We start from the raw sequence: 15,736 nt of genomic DNA on the forward strand, positions 1-15,736 counted from the left end.
TCAGTCGGCGAGGTCGAGTGCGGCGCGGACGATGCTGTCGGTGTCGATGCCGTGGTACCGGTACACGTCGTCGAGGGACCCGACCTGCCCGAACCTGCTGACCCCGAGCGCCGCACCGCGGACGTGGTTGATGCCGGTCAGGAACGCGAGGGTGTGCGGGTGCCCGTCCAGAACGGTCACCATCGGCGCCGCCCGCTCCGCCGGGAACACCTGATCGAGGATCCAGGACGGACCGTCCGCCAGGCCGCGGCGGGCCTGCACCGCCTCGAACAACAGTCCGGGGCTGGTGACGCACACGACGTCCGCGGCGATACCCTGCTCCGCCAACCGGTCCGCGGCCGCCAGGGTCTCGGGCATCATCGCCCCCATCCCCACCACCGTCACCGCCGGGCTGTCCGCGTGCCGCAACGTGTACGCCCCGGCGACCACCTGCCGGCGCCGACGCTCCCGCGCCGCCGGATCCGACGGCACATTCGCGAGGGTTTGATCGACCGGGCGGGTCGAGAGCCGCAGATACGACGACGACCCGTCCGGGCGACCCAACCGGGAAATGCTGTCCAGCAGGGCCCACTCGGTGTCGACCGCGAACGCGGGTTCGAAACTCACACACCCGGGCTGCTCCAGCCCGATCGACGGGGTCTTGATCGACTGATGCGCCCCACCCTCCGCGGCCAGCGTCACCCCGGACGGGGTGCCGACCAGAATGGACTGCCCGCCCGCATAGATCCCGTACGACCACGGTTCCAGCGCCCGCTCGACGAACGGGTCGTACATCACCCCGATCGGGAACAGCGGCTGACCCCACCGACTCCAGGTGGCCCCGAGTTCGCCCATCAACCCGACCAGGTTCGTCTCCGCGATCCCCAGTTCCATGTGCTGCCCGGTGGGCTTCTCCCGCCAGTGCATGATCGTCTCGGCGTCGTCGTCGAACCAGTTGCGGCGCTCGTGCGGTGACCACACCCCGACCTTGTTCAACCAGCCAGCCAGGTTGGTGGTCGAGCTGACATCGGGGGACACGGTGACGACGCGTTTGGCGGCGTCCGGGGCCTGCCGGGACAGGTCCAGCAGCGCCCGGCCCAACGCGGCCTGGGTGGTGGACGTCCCGGACGGGGTGCGCCCGATGTCGGCGGGCACGGCGGGTGGGGTGGCCGGTTCGACCGGGTCACGCCGCAGCCACTCGGCGGAGGCGGCACAGACACGACCGGCGGTGCTATCGGCATCGAACCGCGCCCACGGATGATTCGGGTCCATCCCCAACTCCGCCGCCAACTGCTGATACTGCTCCACCGTGAGCAGCGAGGAGTGGTTCTGCGGGTGCCCCTGCGTCGGCAGGCCGCGGCCCTTGATGGTGTAGGCGATGATCACCGTCGGGCGGGTGTCGTCGATCTGCGCATACGCCGCCCGCAGCGCGTCCAGGTCGTGACCGCCCAGGTTACGGATCGCCGCCAGCAACGTCTCGTCGTCCAACCCGGCGATCAGGGCCGCGATCGCCGCCGCATCGGGCCCGTCGCCGGGCAACCGGTCCCGGACCTGGGCGGCGGTACAGCGCAGCAGCCGCTGATACTCGGGGTTGGGCATGTCCAGGATCCGGGTGCGCAGCGCCGGTCCGCCCGCGCGGGTGAACAGCGACTCGAGCAGGGTCCCGAACTTCACCGTCAGCACCTGCCACCCGGCCGCGGAGAACATCGACTCGAGGCGGCCGGCGGCGATGTTCGGCACCACCCGGTCCAGGGACTGCCGGTTCAGGTCGACGATCCACACGATCTCCCCGAGTTCGGCGACCGAGTGATCGAGGATCGCCTCCCACACCGCGCCCTCGTCCAACTCCGCGTCCCCCACCAGGGAGTACTGCCGGCCCGTCCCCGCCGAACCGATCTGGGTGTTCACGTACCGGCGGGCGATCGCACCCCAGATCGGGGCCGTCGCCCCGATGCCGACCGACCCGGTCGAATAGTCCACCGGATCCGGGTCCTTGATCCGGGACGGGTACGACTGCAACCCACCGAATTCACGCAGCGTCGTCAGGTACTTCTCGTCCAGCTCACCGAGCAGGTAGTTGATGCCGTGCAGCACCGGGGACGCGTGCGGTTTCACCGACACCCGATCCCCCGGGCGCAGCTGCTCGAACCACAGCGACGTCATGATCGACACCATCGACGCACACGACGCCTGATGCCCACCCACCTTCAGGCCCGACGGGTTCGGGCGAACCCGGTTGGCGTGGTGGATCATCGCCGTCGAGAGCCAGAGCACGCGCTGCTCGATCTCACGGAGCGTTTCCGAGTTGTCACCGGCGGTCGGGGCGTGCGTATCGGCGGACGAAGTCGTCGCGGTCATGGGTCACTTCCTGGCTGAAGATCGGTGGGGCTGTGGGTGTGTATCGATATTCTTTGGGCGGTAGAAGGTTTCAGCGTGGTGCGGTCTACTCGACGCCTTGTTATCCAGATCACGCTAGAGGTTTACGGTAGGGGCGGCCCCCTGCCGCGACTAGCCGGTTTGCGTTACGAGCCGTCCACTAGACGAACTGTGTCCACCATTCGATCGTTGTCTGAGGGTTACGTCGAGAACCCACAAGCGGCCGGTGATTCCGCGGGTGCCCAGGTCGTGAGCGAGGCGGAGAGGTGGTCACCGTCGGCAGAACGAGATCCGTGTGCAGATCTCCGCAACAGTCGACCACCGGCAGACATTTCCCGCAATACCGACCGCAGAAGTTCAGCATTCTGCCCACGATCAAGCGCCTCGATGCCACGATCACGCGCAGATTGCTGAAACCGATTGGCGCCGATTGCCGTCAGGCGACGTTCGTGATTCACTCGACACCCGTGCTCACCCATCCGCGAGCACTTCACCTTCCTTGCGCACCATCCTCCGATCCCGAGGATGTCCGGCAGGCCGCGAAGCCAGAAATCTGCTCCTTCGCCAGGCTGTGCCGATTCGACAGCCGAACCAGATCCAGAGGACATTCCCGTGAGTGCACCCACCCGACTCCGTGAGGAACAGCAAACCCACGCCGAGATCCGACAACTGCCCGAACGCGTCACCGGAGCGCAGGCCGTCGTGCGGTCCCTCGAAGAACTCGACGTCGACTGCGTGTTCGGCATTCCCGGCGGCGCGATCCTGCCCGTCTACGACCCCCTGCTGGAATCGACCCGCGCGCGGCATGTGCTGGTCCGCCACGAGCAGGGCGCAGGGCACGCCGCCACCGGTTACGCCCAAGCCACCGGCAAGGTCGGCGTCTGCATGGCCACCTCCGGCCCCGGCGCCACCAACCTCGTGACCCCGCTCGCCGACGCGCAGATGGACTCCGTCCCTGTCGTCGCGATTACCGGGCAGGTCGGCCGCGGGCTCATCGGCACCGACGCCTTCCAGGAAGCCGACATCTGCGGCATCACCATGCCGATCACCAAACACAACTTCCTGGTCACCGACCCCGCGGACATTCCCCGAACCATCGCCGAGGCCTTCCACATCGCGTCGAGCGGTCGGCCCGGCGCGGTGCTCGTCGACATCCCCAAGGACGTTCTGCAAGCGCAGACCACATTCTCGTGGCCACCGGAGCAGCGTCTGCCCGGCTACCGCCCTACCACTACACCGCACAGCAAGCAGATCCGCGCCGCCGCCGCGCTGATCAACTCCGCGACCGCCCCGGTGCTCTACGTCGGCGGCGGCGTGATCAAGGCCGGTGCCGCAACCGAATTGCGTGAACTCGCCGAACTCACCGGCATTCCCGTCGTCACCACACTGATGGCGCTCGGTGCCTTCCCCGACAGCCATCGGTTGCACTACGGCATGCCGGGCATGCACGGCACCGTGGCCGCCGTCGCCGCGTTGCAGCGCAGCGACCTGCTGATCACCCTCGGCGCACGGTTCGACGACCGCGTCACCGGGCACGCCGCGTCCTTCGCCCCGAACGCGCGGGTCATTCACGCCGACATCGACCCCGCCGAGATCGGCAAGAACCGGGAGGTGGATATCCCCATCGTCGGTGACTGCAAGAAGATCGTCCGCGCACTCATCGACGCCCTCCGTCTCGAACCCGACGCCGCCCCGGATCTCGACGGGTGGCGGGCATCGCTGGACGAAGTGCGACGCACGTATCCGGTGAGCTACGACCGCCCGGCCGACGGGATGCTCTCACCGCAACTGGTCATCGAGGCTGTCGGGAAGGCGGCGGGCCCCGACGCTATCTACGTCTCGGGTGTCGGCCAGCACCAGATGTGGGCAGCGCATTTCATCGGCTTCGACAAGCCACGGACCTGGCTGAATTCCGGTGGCCTCGGCACGATGGGATATGCCGTCCCTGCCGCGCTCGGCGCGAAAATCGCTGCACCCGAACGCGAAGTGTGGGCGATCGACGGCGACGGCTGCTTCCAGATGACCAACCAGGAACTCGCCACCGCCGCGATCGAAGGCGTTCCGATCAAGGTGGCCGTCATCAACAACGGCAACCTCGGCATGGTCAAGCAACTCCAGGCCATCCACTACGACGGACGGTACTCCAGCATCGACCTCGCCACCCACTCACGTCGGATACCCGACTTCGTCAAACTCGCCGACGCCCTCGGCTGCGTCGCCCTGCGCTGCGAACGGGAGGACGACGTCGACACCGTCATCGCGCAGGCACGGGCGATCACCGACCGACCGGTGGTGATCGACTTCGTCGTCAGCGACGACGCCCTCGTCTGGCCGATGATCGCTGCCGGCGCGAGCAACGACGAGATCATGGCCGCCAAAGACATCCGCCCCCTCTTCGACGACGAAGATGCAGCGGAATACGTTCCGCTGCAGGCACCCGCCGCGACGGAGGAGTGAATTCCGCCCGACTGCAACGCAGTTTCGCCCTGGGCCTAGCGCCCAGGGCGAACCTGCGTGTGCGGGTGCCGGTTACCGGTGGTCGGCGACGAACCTCTGGTGCAGCTGGCCGATTCCGTCGATCCAACTGGTCAGCTGCTCACCCGGCTGCAGGAAGCGCGGCGGCTTCTGCCCGACACCCACCCCGGCGGGAGTGCCGGTGAAGATGACGTCTCCGGGGTAGAGGGTCACGGTTTCCGACAGGGCGGCGATCACCGACGGCACCGGGAAGATCAGATCGCTGGTGCGGCTCTTCTGGACCTCCTCGCCGTCGATGGCACAACCCAGTTCCAGGTCGTCGGGGTTGGCGAACTCGTCGGGGGTCACCAGCCACGGCCCCTGCGGGGAGAAACCGGCAAAGGACTTCCCCAGACCGAACTGGGCTGCCGGGCCACGCAGCTGCGAGATGCGTTCGGAGATGTCCTGTCCCACCGTCAGACCCGCCACGTGCGACCAGGCGTCGGCGACGGCGACGTGCCTCGTCTCGCGGCCGATGACGACGACCAACTCCACCTCCCAGTCGACATTGCCCCCGGCCGGGATGCTCACCTCACTGTCGGGCCCGGAGAAGCTGGAGACGTACTTCGTGAACACCGGTGGCAGCGCCGTGGGTGAGTCGAATCCGGACTCGGCCGCATGATCGTGGTAGTTCAGGCCGATGGCGAACACCTGCCGTGGAGCGGGGGACGGCGCCCCGAGCCTGCTCCGGTCGATCGCGACCCCATCCCGGGCGAGGGTGGACAGATCCTCGCCCGCCGCCCACGCGACGACCTCGTCCCACACCGGGTAGACGTCGGCGAGTGCGGGACCGAATCGGCCCCGTGACGCGTTGGCCAGGTCCACCGCCCGTTCGGCTCCGGCCTCGCCGGCCACCAGAGCGGCACGATCGTCGATATTGGCTAACCGCATGAAATCCTCAATTTCGTCGTGGTACTGCCCGAGGCGGATGACAATGCCTCGAACAGTGGGCTATAAAGTGTGACCCAGGTCATGGCCGTCTCGAACCTATGCGGAGACATATCCGTGGATCTATCCGATACGCGCACCGGAACGTCCGGCTCGCGAAGTATCCCCACTGCAACGGTGGTCCCCAGCACAACCGGCCTCGTATCATGGGCCGAGAACAGCAGAAAGCAAGGATCAACCATGGTCGATGTGCCGGCGTCAGCCTTCACCGACGAGACCGCCCGGTCTCGTAGTGGGATCTTCTGCGCCACCGATGATTTCGACGTGTACCGAGCCAGCATCAATGATGCCTATTATCCGGCCCGGCTCGAGATCCTCGGTGGGACTCAGCAGTTGTCGGATGCGCGGATGCTGGCGGTACGCCTGACCCACATGACCGTCGGCATCGTCCGCTTCGGCGCCGATGTCCTGATCGATCCGGGCGATGTCTGCGGCTATCACATCGACCTTCCGCTGTCGGGTTCCCTCGATACCAGCTGCGGTCCGCAGAAAGTGATCGCCACTCCGCAGCGGGCGGCGGTGTATACCCCCGGCGAGCACACCTTCCTGTCCCGCTGGGCTGCCGACAACACCCAGGTCAGCATCAAGATCGATCGGGCCGCGCTCGAACAGGAACTCGGGCGGATCCTCGGCCGACCGGTGAACGGGCGGGTGCGCTTCGACATCGGTTTCGACCTGACCACCCCCGCCGGCCGGCGGTGGGCGTCGACGCTGCAGATCCTGCTCGACACGATCGCCGACCCCGGTCCGGTGCCCGATCCCGCCCTGATCGCGCAGGTCGGCCACCTGGAACGTGCCCTGATCAGCGGGTTGCTGGCCAATCAGGGGCACTCGATGAGCGAAGCGATCCTCAGCAGCGGCGAGGAGTCCGACAATCCGGCAGCGGTGCGCAAGGTCCTCGACCTGCTTCAGGCGGCACCCGGGGCCCAGCACACTGTCCCCGATCTGGCCGAGGCCGCCGGGGTCGGCGTGCGGCAACTGCAAAAACTGTTCCTCGATCGGTTCGAGATGAGCCCGTCGGAGTATGTGCGCAATCTGCGGCTGGACGGGGTGCGGGCCGATCTACTCGAACGCGACCCCGACTGCACGGTGAGTGAGGTCGCTTTCCGGTGGGGGTTCAACCACCTCGGCCGGTTCGCGCAGTATTACGAGCAGAAATTCGGCGAAACTCCTTCGCGAACCCTCGGCACCCGCCAGAGCTGACGACGGCGTCGTTGCCCTGTCGGCGACGCTCTCTGCACCGGTTCGCCTACTGGACGAACGGTAGCGCAAACCGGATATTCAGGCCCCTGCGCCGGCTCTAACGTGAATCTCAACCGGAAGTGAGCCAGGTAACAGGAAACGAAGAGGCAGTCTCAGGTCACCGATCGCCCCCGAAGGGGTCTCGGCCCCGGGGATGCGCGTGAACTCGTTGCCGGACAAGCTCACCCGATTCACCCACGTAGTCAACGGTGCTTTGCGCACCCCTCCACAGGAGAGTGAACCGCCATGTCGGCAACCCCGAAATTCGCGCATGTCGTCTTCCAGACCGCCCAGCCCACCGAAATGCGGGACTTCTACTGCGCCGTCCTCGACGGCCACGTCGTCTATCAGGACAAGGCGTTGTGCTTCATCACCTTCGACGAGGAACATCACCGTGTCGCCCTCCTGACCCCGCCCATGCCGCTCGAACGCAAGAGCCCGATCACCGCGGCCGCGCATCACGTCGCCTACACCTTCGACCACCTCGACGACCTCCTCGACCGCTATGAGCTGCTCCGTGAGAAGGGCGTGTTGCCCGCCGTATCCATCGCACACGGGGTGACCACCTCGCTGTACTACCAGGACCCGGACGGCAACTTCGTCGAGATGCAGATCGACAACTTCGCCGAACCCGAGCAGGCCACCGAGTACATGCACGGTCCCGAATACGCCGGCGACTCCGTCGGGCCCGCGTTCGACCCCGACGCGATGCTGGTTGCCCGCCGCAGCGGTGCCTCCGTCGACGAGCTCACCAACCGTGCCTGGGCGCTGAAGGCCGATCTGCCCGACCCGATGACCGTCCTCGTCGGCGCCCACTGACCTGACCCACCCACGACCCGGGGAGGCCCATCATGACCACCACCTCCGATATCGCGCCCACCACCGAGTCCGGCATCGATCCGAAGCGTTTCCGGGATCTGATGGCCCGGGTCTGCGCGCCGGTGACGATCGTGACCACCACCGACGGCGATGGCCCGCACGGGGCGACGGCGAGTTCGTTCGCAGCCCTGTCCCAGGATCCGCCGCTGATCACCGTGGCCTTCGACCGCCGGTCGGCGCTGCTGGCCCGGATCGTGGCCGCGGGCCGGTTCGGGGTCAACCTGCTCCACCACGGGCAGGAGGACCTCGCGATGCGTTTCGCCAGCCGCGGAACGGGCGGCGAACGATTCACCGGAACGGCCTGGCGCACCGACACCGGACTTCCTCGCCTGGACGATGCCGCCGGCTGGGTGACCTGCGAGCTGTACGACACCGTCGAGGGCGGCGACCACCTACTCCTGATCGGGCTGGTCACCAAGGCCTGCAACGTCGAACGGCCGCCACTGGTCTACGCCAATCGCACCTTCGGCACCCACTCCCGGTTCACCGAACGCCCCCGCCGCCCGATCATCGACCACATCACCGCCTGCACCCCGGACTGACGCCTCGCTCGGTCCGGCAAGGCCGCCCTCCCCCGTCCCTGAACTTCGAAGGAATTTCCGATGACTACCGTTACCGACGCCCCGCACACCACCGTCCCCAGTGCCGACGAGATCGTCGGCCGCGTCCGCGATCTGCAGCCGATGCTGGCGAAGAACTCCGCGCAAGGAGAAGCGGACCGCCGCGTCGTCGAGGAGTCGATCACCGCCCTCACCGACGCCGGTGCCTTCAAGATCGCCCAGCCCCGCCGCTACGGCGGTTACGAAACCTCGATGCGCACCATGCTCGACGTGTCCGCCGCAGTCGGCGAGGCCGACGGCGGCACCGCGTGGGTGGTCACCCTCTGCAACGTCTGCGCCTGGCTGACCGGCCTGTTCCCCGAACAGGCACAGGACGACGTCTGGGCCGACACGCCTGATGCGAAGGTGTCCGGAGTGCTCTCCCCGACCTCGGAGGCAGTCAAGGTCGACGGCGGCTTCAAGGTGACCGGCCGCTGGTACTACAACTCCGGCTCCTGGCACGCGAGCTGGGCGGTCCTGGGCATCCCGATCACCAACGCGGACGGCGAGGTGATCGACCAGGGACTGGCCCTGATCCCCCGCACGGATCTCGGTTTCGAGGAAACCTGGTTCGTCGCCGGTATGAAATCCTCCGGGTCGAACTGCCTGATCGCCGACGACGTATTCGTCCCCGATCACCGCATCATTCCCGTCCCCGCCGCGATCGGCGGGAACTACGCCACCGAGCACACCGACGAGATCCTGTACCGGTCGGCGTTCGTTCCGCTGCTCTCGCTCGTGCTCGCCGGACCGCAGCTCGGCATGGGACGCAAGGCACTCGAACTGGTCACGGCCAAAGCCGACACGAAGGCCATTTCCTACACCTTCTACACCGCCCAGTCGGACTCGGTGGCCTTCCAGCTCCAGATCGCCGAGGCCGCGATGCTCGTCGATACGGCCCACCTGCACGCCTACCGGGCCGCCGACGACATCGACACCGCCGCCGCAAGCGGCGTCTACCCCGACGTGATCGCCCGCAGCCGTGTCCGCGCCGACACCGGCTGGGTCCTCGACCACATCACCAAGGCCATCAACATCCTCGTCTCCGCACACGGCGCCGGCAGCTTCGGCGAAACCAACCCCCTGCAACGCATCTGGCGTGACTCGAACGTCGCTGCACGCCATGCGGTCACCCTTCCCGCGGTCAACTACGAGGTCTACGGCAAGGCCCTCCTCGGCCGCGACGACCAGATCACCCCTCTCATCTGACCACCCGACCCAGGGCGAGGCGGCCGCCCACACACCGACCGCCTCGCCCGAACGGAGACGACCTCATGCGCACACTCAGCACCGTCGTGCAGGGCCGCCGCATCGCGGCACACCTGCACCCTGCGGAGCACCGGAACCCAGACGCCCCCTTGCTCGTTGCCCTGCACGGCGGTCTCTACACCGGGCGGTACTTCGACGTGCCGGGCTCTGCAGCCGGATCTTTCGCGGACATCGCCAACCGCAACGGATTCGACCTGATCACCATCGACCGCCCCGGCTACGGCGACAGCGACCTGCTCGACGAAGCAGAGAACACCTTCGCCCGGCAAGCCGAACTCCTCGACGGCGCCATCGGATATCTTCTCGCTTCGTACCCGGACGCTGCCGGTGTCATACTCGTGGGACACTCCATCGGCGGAATGGTCGGCCTCGAGATCGCCGCCCGCCATCCCGACTGGAACCTCCTCGGAATCTCCGCCACGGGGATGGGTGCCCGCATCCCCACACAGGGCGCCGCCGAAGAACTCGGCACCCTACCGCTGCAGGGGATCGTGGACGTCCCGATACCCGAGCGGGAAAAGCTGTGGTATGGACCGGAAGACAGCTACACCGCCTCGGCCGTCGAGGCAGCACGGCGATCCTACGCTCCGGCTCCCATGGTGGAATTGGCCGCCGCACCGATGTGGGCGGCCACCCGGCTCGACCCTGTCGCGGCCGCCGTCGAGGTCCCGGTTCACCATGCCCTCGCCGAATTCGACGCACTCTGGGACTCCTCCGCCGACGCCCGCGAACTCTTCCTGTCGAAGTTCTCCGACAATCCCCGGGTCGAGTCCGAAATCGTTCCAGGCGTGGGTCATTGCCTCGACCATCACCTCACCGGCGCTGCTCTGCATCTGCGGCAGCTTGCCTTCGCCCTCGACTGTGCGTTGACCTCCGACTCCACGCGCCTGCGCCGCAACGCCTCCGCTCCTGCACTCTGAATCACCGATTCGAAAGAAGAATCATGTCCGACAACACCACCCATCCCGACTGCCTGATGTGCGTCCAGGAGAAGTCCGGTCAGGACGCGGCCGTCTTCCGCGACAACCTGTGGGCCGGGGAAATCGTGACCGGCATGGAGGTGCCCGGCTGGTTCGTGCTGCGGGCCCGCCGGCACGCCGAACGCATCACCGGTCTCGACGACGCCGAACTGGACACCCTCGGCCGCCGGGCGCGCGATCTGACCGCAGCGGTCACCGAGGTCACCGGCGCCCCCGCAACCTATCTGATGGTCTTCGGGGAAAACCACAAGCACTTCCACGCCCTCATCGCCGCCCGCGGGGACGACGTTCCCGCCGACCGGCGCAGCGGCAACATACTCAGTCTCGTCACCGAACGGGCGGATCGGTCTGCCGCTGCCGAGATGCTTCCCGCCGTGCGGGAGGCGTATGCCCGCCATGCGTCGGCGACCCCTTCTGCCGACGGTTCCACACCGCCGAGACTCGCCGAAGCATAACGACCCCCTGAAAGCACGACCCTGACCCTCCAGAGGTGATCACCTTGACAACGATATTGCCCGAACAGCATCCATACCGGTCCAGCGGAGGGACACGCGAGATCATCGGATTCGCCCTGCGCTGGGCACCGTTCGACAGCGGTGACGAATACATCCTTCCCCAGTTCGGGATCACGCCTGCGACGTTCTACCGACGGCTGGCGGAGATCCTCCGCGACGGCCACACCCGTCTCGACCACGGAGTCCGCGAGACTCTCACCGGATTGTGCCGCAACCGACCGTCCGATGCCCCGTTCAGCGATCAGGTGTCGACCCGGTGACCGGACACGTGACCGAATTCGGCGACACCGGCTACCGGACAGGGTTTCTCGAAGCCGAACGCGCCCGGCTCGTGGCGATGACCGATGGCGACCTGGACACCCTGGATGCGCTGATCGCCGATGGCGCCCTCTACATTCACTCCTCGGGCGAGATCGACACCAAACGCGAGTACCTGATGAAGCTGGCCGCCGGCCAATTCCGGTATGCGTCGGTCACCACGGAAGATCCTCACGTGACCGCTCTGGAATCGGCGGTCGCGCTCACCTACCGCATGCACGCGCACCTGATCTTCCCCACCGGTCCGCGCCAGATCCATGCCCTCGCCACCGCGGTCTGGCGAAAATACGACGACAGCATCCGTCTCGAGCTGTTCCAGTCCACTCCGATGCCGGCCGAGCCCTGATCGACGTGCCGTGCACCCCACCCGACCTGCCCGGGACGTCGGCGGGCTGCGCCCGGTTACTCGATCACCGAGCGGGCGATTGCCAGCAACGCTCGCGCCGCCCCGCTGGTCTCCTCAGCCCGGCTCAGGACCAGCAACTCCGAGACGATGCCCGATTCTTCCAGGGGACGAAACGTCAGACCCGGGATCGCGATGTGCGCGGTCTGCGCCGGAACCAGCGCCACACCGAGGCCGGCGGAAGCCATGGCAAGCACGCTGAGCGTGCTCGGCAGGTACCGAACGTGGTCGGGGGTTGGCCCACCGAGTTGCGCCCGCAGGTCGTCGACCGTCGAATCATTCTCGCCGCCTTCCGAATACACCAGCAGCGGCTCCGCCGCCACGTCCCGGAGCGGCACGGTTTTCCGGTCGGCGAGCCGGTGCCGCTCCGACATCGCCACCACCAGGGGCGCGGTCCCGATGCGGTCGGCACGCAGGTCCGGATGCGCCACCGCCCCGAATCCCGGGCTGTACCCGACGTCCAGTTCACCGGCCAGGATTGCCTCCCCCTGCGCCCGCGGCACCATCTCCCGCACCTCGATCCGAGCCTGCGGATAGCGCTCGTGGAACACCTCCAGGTCCCGCCCGAGCTTCCCGATCAGAACCGCGACCCCCGCAAAACCGACACGCACGGAGCCGATCTCACCGCGCAGGGAGCGCTGGGCCGTCGTCTTCGCCCACTCGGCCTGGGCCAGCACCCGCCGGGCCTCGACCAGGAAGGCGGTGCCGGCCTCGGTCAACTCGACGCGGCGGCTCGTCCGCACGAACAACGGACCACCCAGTTCCTTCTCGAGCGCCCGAACCTGCATGCTCAGCGTCGGCTGCACCACATGCAGCCGCTCCGCGGCACGGCCGAAATGCCGCTCCTCGGCGACCGCCACGAAGTACCGCAGATGACGCAATTCCACCGCACACCACCACTCATCACTTCTGATGATCAATCAGTCAGATCTTTCTCATTGTAATGATGACAACTGGGGAGCACGCTGAAACAGGACCGCCGAAACCTCGGGTCCCCTACGGCACGAAAGCGAAGAGAATAATGGATTCCTACCTCGCCGACCGACGAGCGATCGACGACCTCATGACCGGCTGGATGCGCCGCGACCTCGCTCAGTGGGATTCGATGCGGGAACTCTTCCACCCGGACGGCGTCATCGAAATCACCTGGTTCCGAGGACTGTTCACCGACTTCGTCGACGCCTCCGCTCGCATGGGTGCCTCCGACCTGAGAACCAAGCACGTGATCACCGCGCCAACCGTGACATTCCACGGCGACCGAGCGGTCGCCGAGACCAACGCGATCGTGGTCGCCGAGAACGGGAAATTGGAACTGGGCTGCCAGAGCCACAACCGCTTCTACGACCGCCTCGAAAAACGCGGCGGCACCTGGAAGATCGTCGACCGGCGCAGCATCTACGACATGGGCTCGTTCACCTTCCCCTGCGGGATCGTCGATATCGACGCCGACACCGTCGCGAAGTAGCCGCGAGAGTATGCCGCCCTCGCCTATCTCCTCGACAAGAGCGGCTTCCCCGTCACCGGCATTTTCGCCACCAAGGGCAGCGATCTCGAAACGGACATCAAACAGTCAGCACAGCTGTGGTTGGAGGACAAGCAATGACCACCCGAATCACCGACGTCCGCGTGTTCGACGGGGAACAGCTGCTCCCCGATCGCAAGGACGTCACCTTCGACACCACCGGCATTCTCGCCATCGACCCCGCAGGCACCGACCGTGAACGCGACACCGTCACCGACATCGACGGTTCCGGCGCCACCCTGCTGCCCGGGCTGATCGACGCACACATCCACCTCCACGGCCGCGACACTCTGAAGCAACTCGCGAACTTCGGCGTGACCACCGGCCTCGACATGGCCACGTGGCCGGCCGAGAAACTCGCGTCACTCCGCGGCATCGCCGGCAGCGAGGGGCTCACCGACCTCCGCAGCCCCGGCCTGCCTGCGATCGGCCCTGCCGGTAACCATGCCCGATTCGTTCCCGAAGAGGGCGTGGTCACCAACCCCGACCAGGCAGCACGATTCGTCGACGCCCGCGTTGCCGAGGGCGCCGACTACATCAAGATCGTGGCCGAGGCACCCGGCGACGGCGGACCCGATCAGCCCACCCTCACCGCACTCGTGGACGCAGCGCACACACACACGAAGAAGGTCATTGCACATGCCGCCACGCCCGGTGCCTTCGCGATGGCACTCGCCGCCGGGGCCGACATTCTCACCCACATTCCGCTGGGTCCGCCCCTGGACGTGGACACCGTGCAACGCATGGTCGACAACAACGCGGTTGCCGTCCCCACCTTGACCTTGATGGAAGGGATCGCCTCCGCGCACGGCAACGCGCAGGCGTTCGCCGGATCGCTGCGCAGCGTGACCGCACTGCAGCAGGAAGGCGTCACCGTGCTGGCGGGCACGGACGCCAACACCGAACCCGGTGCCCCCACCCAGGTCGAACACGGGACAAGCTTGCACCACGAACTCGCACTGCTCGTCGACGCCGGACTGACCCCGACAGACGCGCTCCGCGCGGCGACCAGCCGGACCGCCGACGTGTTCGGCCTATCCGACCGCGGCCGCATCCGTCCCGGGCTGCGTTCGGACCTGCTGCTCGTCGACGGCGATCCCACCGTCTCGGTGACCGCCACCCGCAACATCCGCGCCGTCCATGTCGCCGGAGTATCCGTTCACAGATCCGCCACCGTCTAGGAGCACCCATGAGGATCATCACCCTCGAAGAGCACTACCTCGACCCTGCGATCGCCGCCGCCGGCGCCCCCCTCGCCCGGGAACTGAGCCCTGATTTCGCGGCCGCCTACGATCCTGCCAGCGGGCTCAGCTACACACCCTCCGCGCAGGTACTGCAGGATCTCGGCGAAGGCCGGATCGCCGACATGGACGCCCACGGCATCAGCATGCAGGTCCTGTCGTGCCTGACCACCCAGCAGGTCCCGGCAGATGTGGCACCGGATCTGGTCCGCGTCGCCAACGACACCGCCGCGGCTGCCGTCCGCGCTCACCCGGACCGCTTCGCTGCTTTCGCCGCCCTACCGACCACCGCCCCCGACGCGGCCGCCACCGAACTCGCCCGTTGCGTCGACGACCTCGGATTCGTCGGCACCATGATCAACGGCCGAACCGAAGGCGAATTCCTCGACGCACCCCGCTTCGACCCGATCCTGGCCACCGCCGCCGCCCGCGACGTGCCGATCTACCTACACCCGGCGGTGCCGCCCCGCGAAACCTCCGACTCCAACTACGCCGGCCTCGCGCCGCTGGTCACCGCGCGGCTGCAGACCAGCGCCTGGGGCTGGCACCAGGAAACCGCCGTCCACTTTCTGCACCTCGTGCTCTCCGGAGTCCTCGACCGATACCCGAACCTGCAATTCATCCTCGGGCATTGGGGCGAAATGATCCCGTTCTACCTCGACCGGCTCGACGAAGCCCTGCCTCAGGCCCTGACGAATCTCGACCGCACCATCTCCGACTACGTTCGCGAGAACGTCTACATCACCCCGTCCGGCATGTTCAACCAGGCGCAACTGCAGTACTGCGTCGAAACCCTCGGCGTCGACCGCATCCTCTACTCCGTCGACTACCCCTTCGTCGGCAACGACGGCGCCGTCGCCTTCCTCGACGAGGCGAACCTCCCCGACGAAGCGAAACATCAGATCGCCCACCAGAACACCGAGAAACTGCTCGGCCTCTGACCCGGCCACG

At 67.1% G+C, this 15,736-nt stretch carries 15 protein-coding genes; 12 read left to right on the forward strand and 3 right to left on the reverse strand.

The genetic code is table 11. From position 1 onward, the window contains the following. On the reverse strand, positions 1-2,337 hold the full coding sequence (locus ACFTWF_RS38520) for a transketolase C-terminal domain-containing protein (protein ID WP_378466332.1): 2,337 nt from the start codon (positions 2,335-2,337) through the stop codon (positions 1-3). A gap of 630 nt (positions 2,338-2,967) precedes the next feature. Here ACFTWF_RS38520 and ACFTWF_RS38525 point away from each other — a divergent pair. Next, positions 2,968-4,812 (forward strand): acetolactate synthase large subunit, encoded by a 1,845-nt coding sequence (locus ACFTWF_RS38525; protein WP_378466333.1) that lies wholly within the window; start codon positions 2,968-2,970, stop codon positions 4,810-4,812. A gap of 72 nt (positions 4,813-4,884) precedes the next feature. Here ACFTWF_RS38525 and ACFTWF_RS38530 read toward each other — a convergent pair whose 3' ends face one another. Continuing rightward, a complete protein-coding gene (locus ACFTWF_RS38530; RefSeq protein WP_378466334.1) occupies positions 4,885-5,760 on the reverse strand; it encodes a fumarylacetoacetate hydrolase family protein in 876 nt (291 codons plus the stop codon). A gap of 237 nt (positions 5,761-5,997) precedes the next feature. On the opposite strand from ACFTWF_RS38530, the gene ACFTWF_RS38535 reads away from it, so the two are divergent. The 8 genes from ACFTWF_RS38535 to ACFTWF_RS38570 all read left to right on the forward strand — a co-directional run bounded on the left by ACFTWF_RS38535 (position 5,998) and on the right by ACFTWF_RS38570 (position 11,965). Beyond that, the gene (locus ACFTWF_RS38535; RefSeq protein ID WP_378466335.1) at positions 5,998-7,020 is read left to right on the forward strand and encodes an AraC family transcriptional regulator; all 1,023 of its coding nucleotides are present in this window, start codon (positions 5,998-6,000) and stop codon (positions 7,018-7,020) included. 285 nt (positions 7,021-7,305) lie between these two features. Next, positions 7,306-7,878 carry a VOC family protein gene (locus ACFTWF_RS38540; protein ID WP_378466336.1) on the forward strand — a complete coding sequence of 191 codons (573 nt, stop codon included), beginning with the start codon at positions 7,306-7,308 and terminating at the stop codon, positions 7,876-7,878. A gap of 32 nt (positions 7,879-7,910) precedes the next feature. Continuing rightward, a complete protein-coding gene (locus ACFTWF_RS38545) occupies positions 7,911-8,480 on the forward strand; it encodes a flavin reductase family protein (RefSeq protein ID WP_378466337.1) in 570 nt (189 codons plus the stop codon). A gap of 60 nt (positions 8,481-8,540) precedes the next feature. Then, a complete protein-coding gene (locus ACFTWF_RS38550) occupies positions 8,541-9,746 on the forward strand; it encodes an oxidoreductase (RefSeq protein WP_378466338.1) in 1,206 nt (401 codons plus the stop codon). Between the two features lie 65 nt (positions 9,747-9,811). Further along, positions 9,812-10,726, forward strand: coding sequence for an alpha/beta fold hydrolase (locus ACFTWF_RS38555; protein ID WP_378466339.1), 915 nt, complete (start codon positions 9,812-9,814; stop codon positions 10,724-10,726). A 23-nt stretch (positions 10,727-10,749) separates the two neighbouring features. Continuing rightward, positions 10,750-11,241 carry a hypothetical protein gene (locus tag ACFTWF_RS38560; RefSeq protein WP_378466340.1) on the forward strand — a complete coding sequence of 164 codons (492 nt, stop codon included), beginning with the start codon at positions 10,750-10,752 and terminating at the stop codon, positions 11,239-11,241. Positions 11,242-11,285: 44 nt separating this feature from the next. Further along, entirely contained in the window at positions 11,286-11,561 is a 276-nt protein-coding gene (locus tag ACFTWF_RS38565; RefSeq protein WP_378466341.1) for a hypothetical protein, read from the forward strand. Beyond that, on the forward strand, positions 11,558-11,965 hold the full coding sequence (locus tag ACFTWF_RS38570; RefSeq protein WP_378466342.1) for a nuclear transport factor 2 family protein: 408 nt from the start codon (positions 11,558-11,560) through the stop codon (positions 11,963-11,965). Before ACFTWF_RS38565 ends, ACFTWF_RS38570 begins: the two co-directional genes overlap by 4 nt. 56 nt (positions 11,966-12,021) lie before the next feature. Here the strand turns inward: ACFTWF_RS38570 and ACFTWF_RS38575 are convergent, their stop codons facing one another. After that, positions 12,022-12,909, reverse strand: coding sequence for a LysR substrate-binding domain-containing protein (locus tag ACFTWF_RS38575; RefSeq protein WP_378466343.1), 888 nt, complete (start codon positions 12,907-12,909; stop codon positions 12,022-12,024). A 134-nt stretch (positions 12,910-13,043) separates the two neighbouring features. Between ACFTWF_RS38575 and ACFTWF_RS38580 the strand changes: the two genes are divergently transcribed. The 3 genes from ACFTWF_RS38580 to ACFTWF_RS38590 all read left to right on the forward strand — a co-directional run bounded on the left by ACFTWF_RS38580 (position 13,044) and on the right by ACFTWF_RS38590 (position 15,726). After that, positions 13,044-13,487, forward strand: coding sequence for a nuclear transport factor 2 family protein (locus ACFTWF_RS38580; protein WP_378466344.1), 444 nt, complete (start codon positions 13,044-13,046; stop codon positions 13,485-13,487). A 134-nt stretch (positions 13,488-13,621) separates the two neighbouring features. Then, complete coding sequence (locus ACFTWF_RS38585; RefSeq protein WP_378466345.1) at positions 13,622-14,725, forward strand: amidohydrolase family protein; 1,104 nt, start codon at positions 13,622-13,624, stop codon at positions 14,723-14,725. An 8-nt stretch (positions 14,726-14,733) separates the two neighbouring features. Continuing rightward, a complete protein-coding gene (locus ACFTWF_RS38590) occupies positions 14,734-15,726 on the forward strand; it encodes an amidohydrolase family protein (protein ID WP_378466346.1) in 993 nt (330 codons plus the stop codon). Positions 15,727-15,736 lie beyond the last annotated feature (10 nt).

It is taken from the genome of Rhodococcus sp. NPDC056960, assembly GCF_042674125.1.
Taxonomy (GTDB): Bacteria; Actinomycetota; Actinomycetes; order Mycobacteriales; family Mycobacteriaceae; genus Rhodococcus_F.

Excerpts from the sequence above, each read along its gene's own strand:
- ACFTWF_RS38520 (WP_378466332.1), bottom strand. The coding sequence starts at position 2,337 with ATGACCGCGACGACTTCGTCCGCCGATACGCACGCCCCGACCGCCGGT.
- ACFTWF_RS38530 (WP_378466334.1), bottom strand. The coding sequence starts at position 5,760 with ATGCGGTTAGCCAATATCGACGATCGTGCCGCTCTGGTGGCCGGCGAG.
- ACFTWF_RS38535 (WP_378466335.1), top strand. The coding sequence starts at position 5,998 with ATGGTCGATGTGCCGGCGTCAGCCTTCACCGACGAGACCGCCCGGTCT.
- ACFTWF_RS38540 (WP_378466336.1), top strand. The coding sequence starts at position 7,306 with ATGTCGGCAACCCCGAAATTCGCGCATGTCGTCTTCCAGACCGCCCAG.
- ACFTWF_RS38545 (WP_378466337.1), top strand. The coding sequence starts at position 7,911 with ATGACCACCACCTCCGATATCGCGCCCACCACCGAGTCCGGCATCGAT.
- ACFTWF_RS38550 (WP_378466338.1), top strand. The coding sequence starts at position 8,541 with ATGACTACCGTTACCGACGCCCCGCACACCACCGTCCCCAGTGCCGAC.
- ACFTWF_RS38555 (WP_378466339.1), top strand. The coding sequence starts at position 9,812 with ATGCGCACACTCAGCACCGTCGTGCAGGGCCGCCGCATCGCGGCACAC.
- ACFTWF_RS38560 (WP_378466340.1), top strand. The coding sequence starts at position 10,750 with ATGTCCGACAACACCACCCATCCCGACTGCCTGATGTGCGTCCAGGAG.
- ACFTWF_RS38580 (WP_378466344.1), top strand. The coding sequence starts at position 13,044 with ATGGATTCCTACCTCGCCGACCGACGAGCGATCGACGACCTCATGACC.
- ACFTWF_RS38585 (WP_378466345.1), top strand. The coding sequence starts at position 13,622 with ATGACCACCCGAATCACCGACGTCCGCGTGTTCGACGGGGAACAGCTG.
- ACFTWF_RS38590 (WP_378466346.1), top strand. The coding sequence starts at position 14,734 with ATGAGGATCATCACCCTCGAAGAGCACTACCTCGACCCTGCGATCGCC.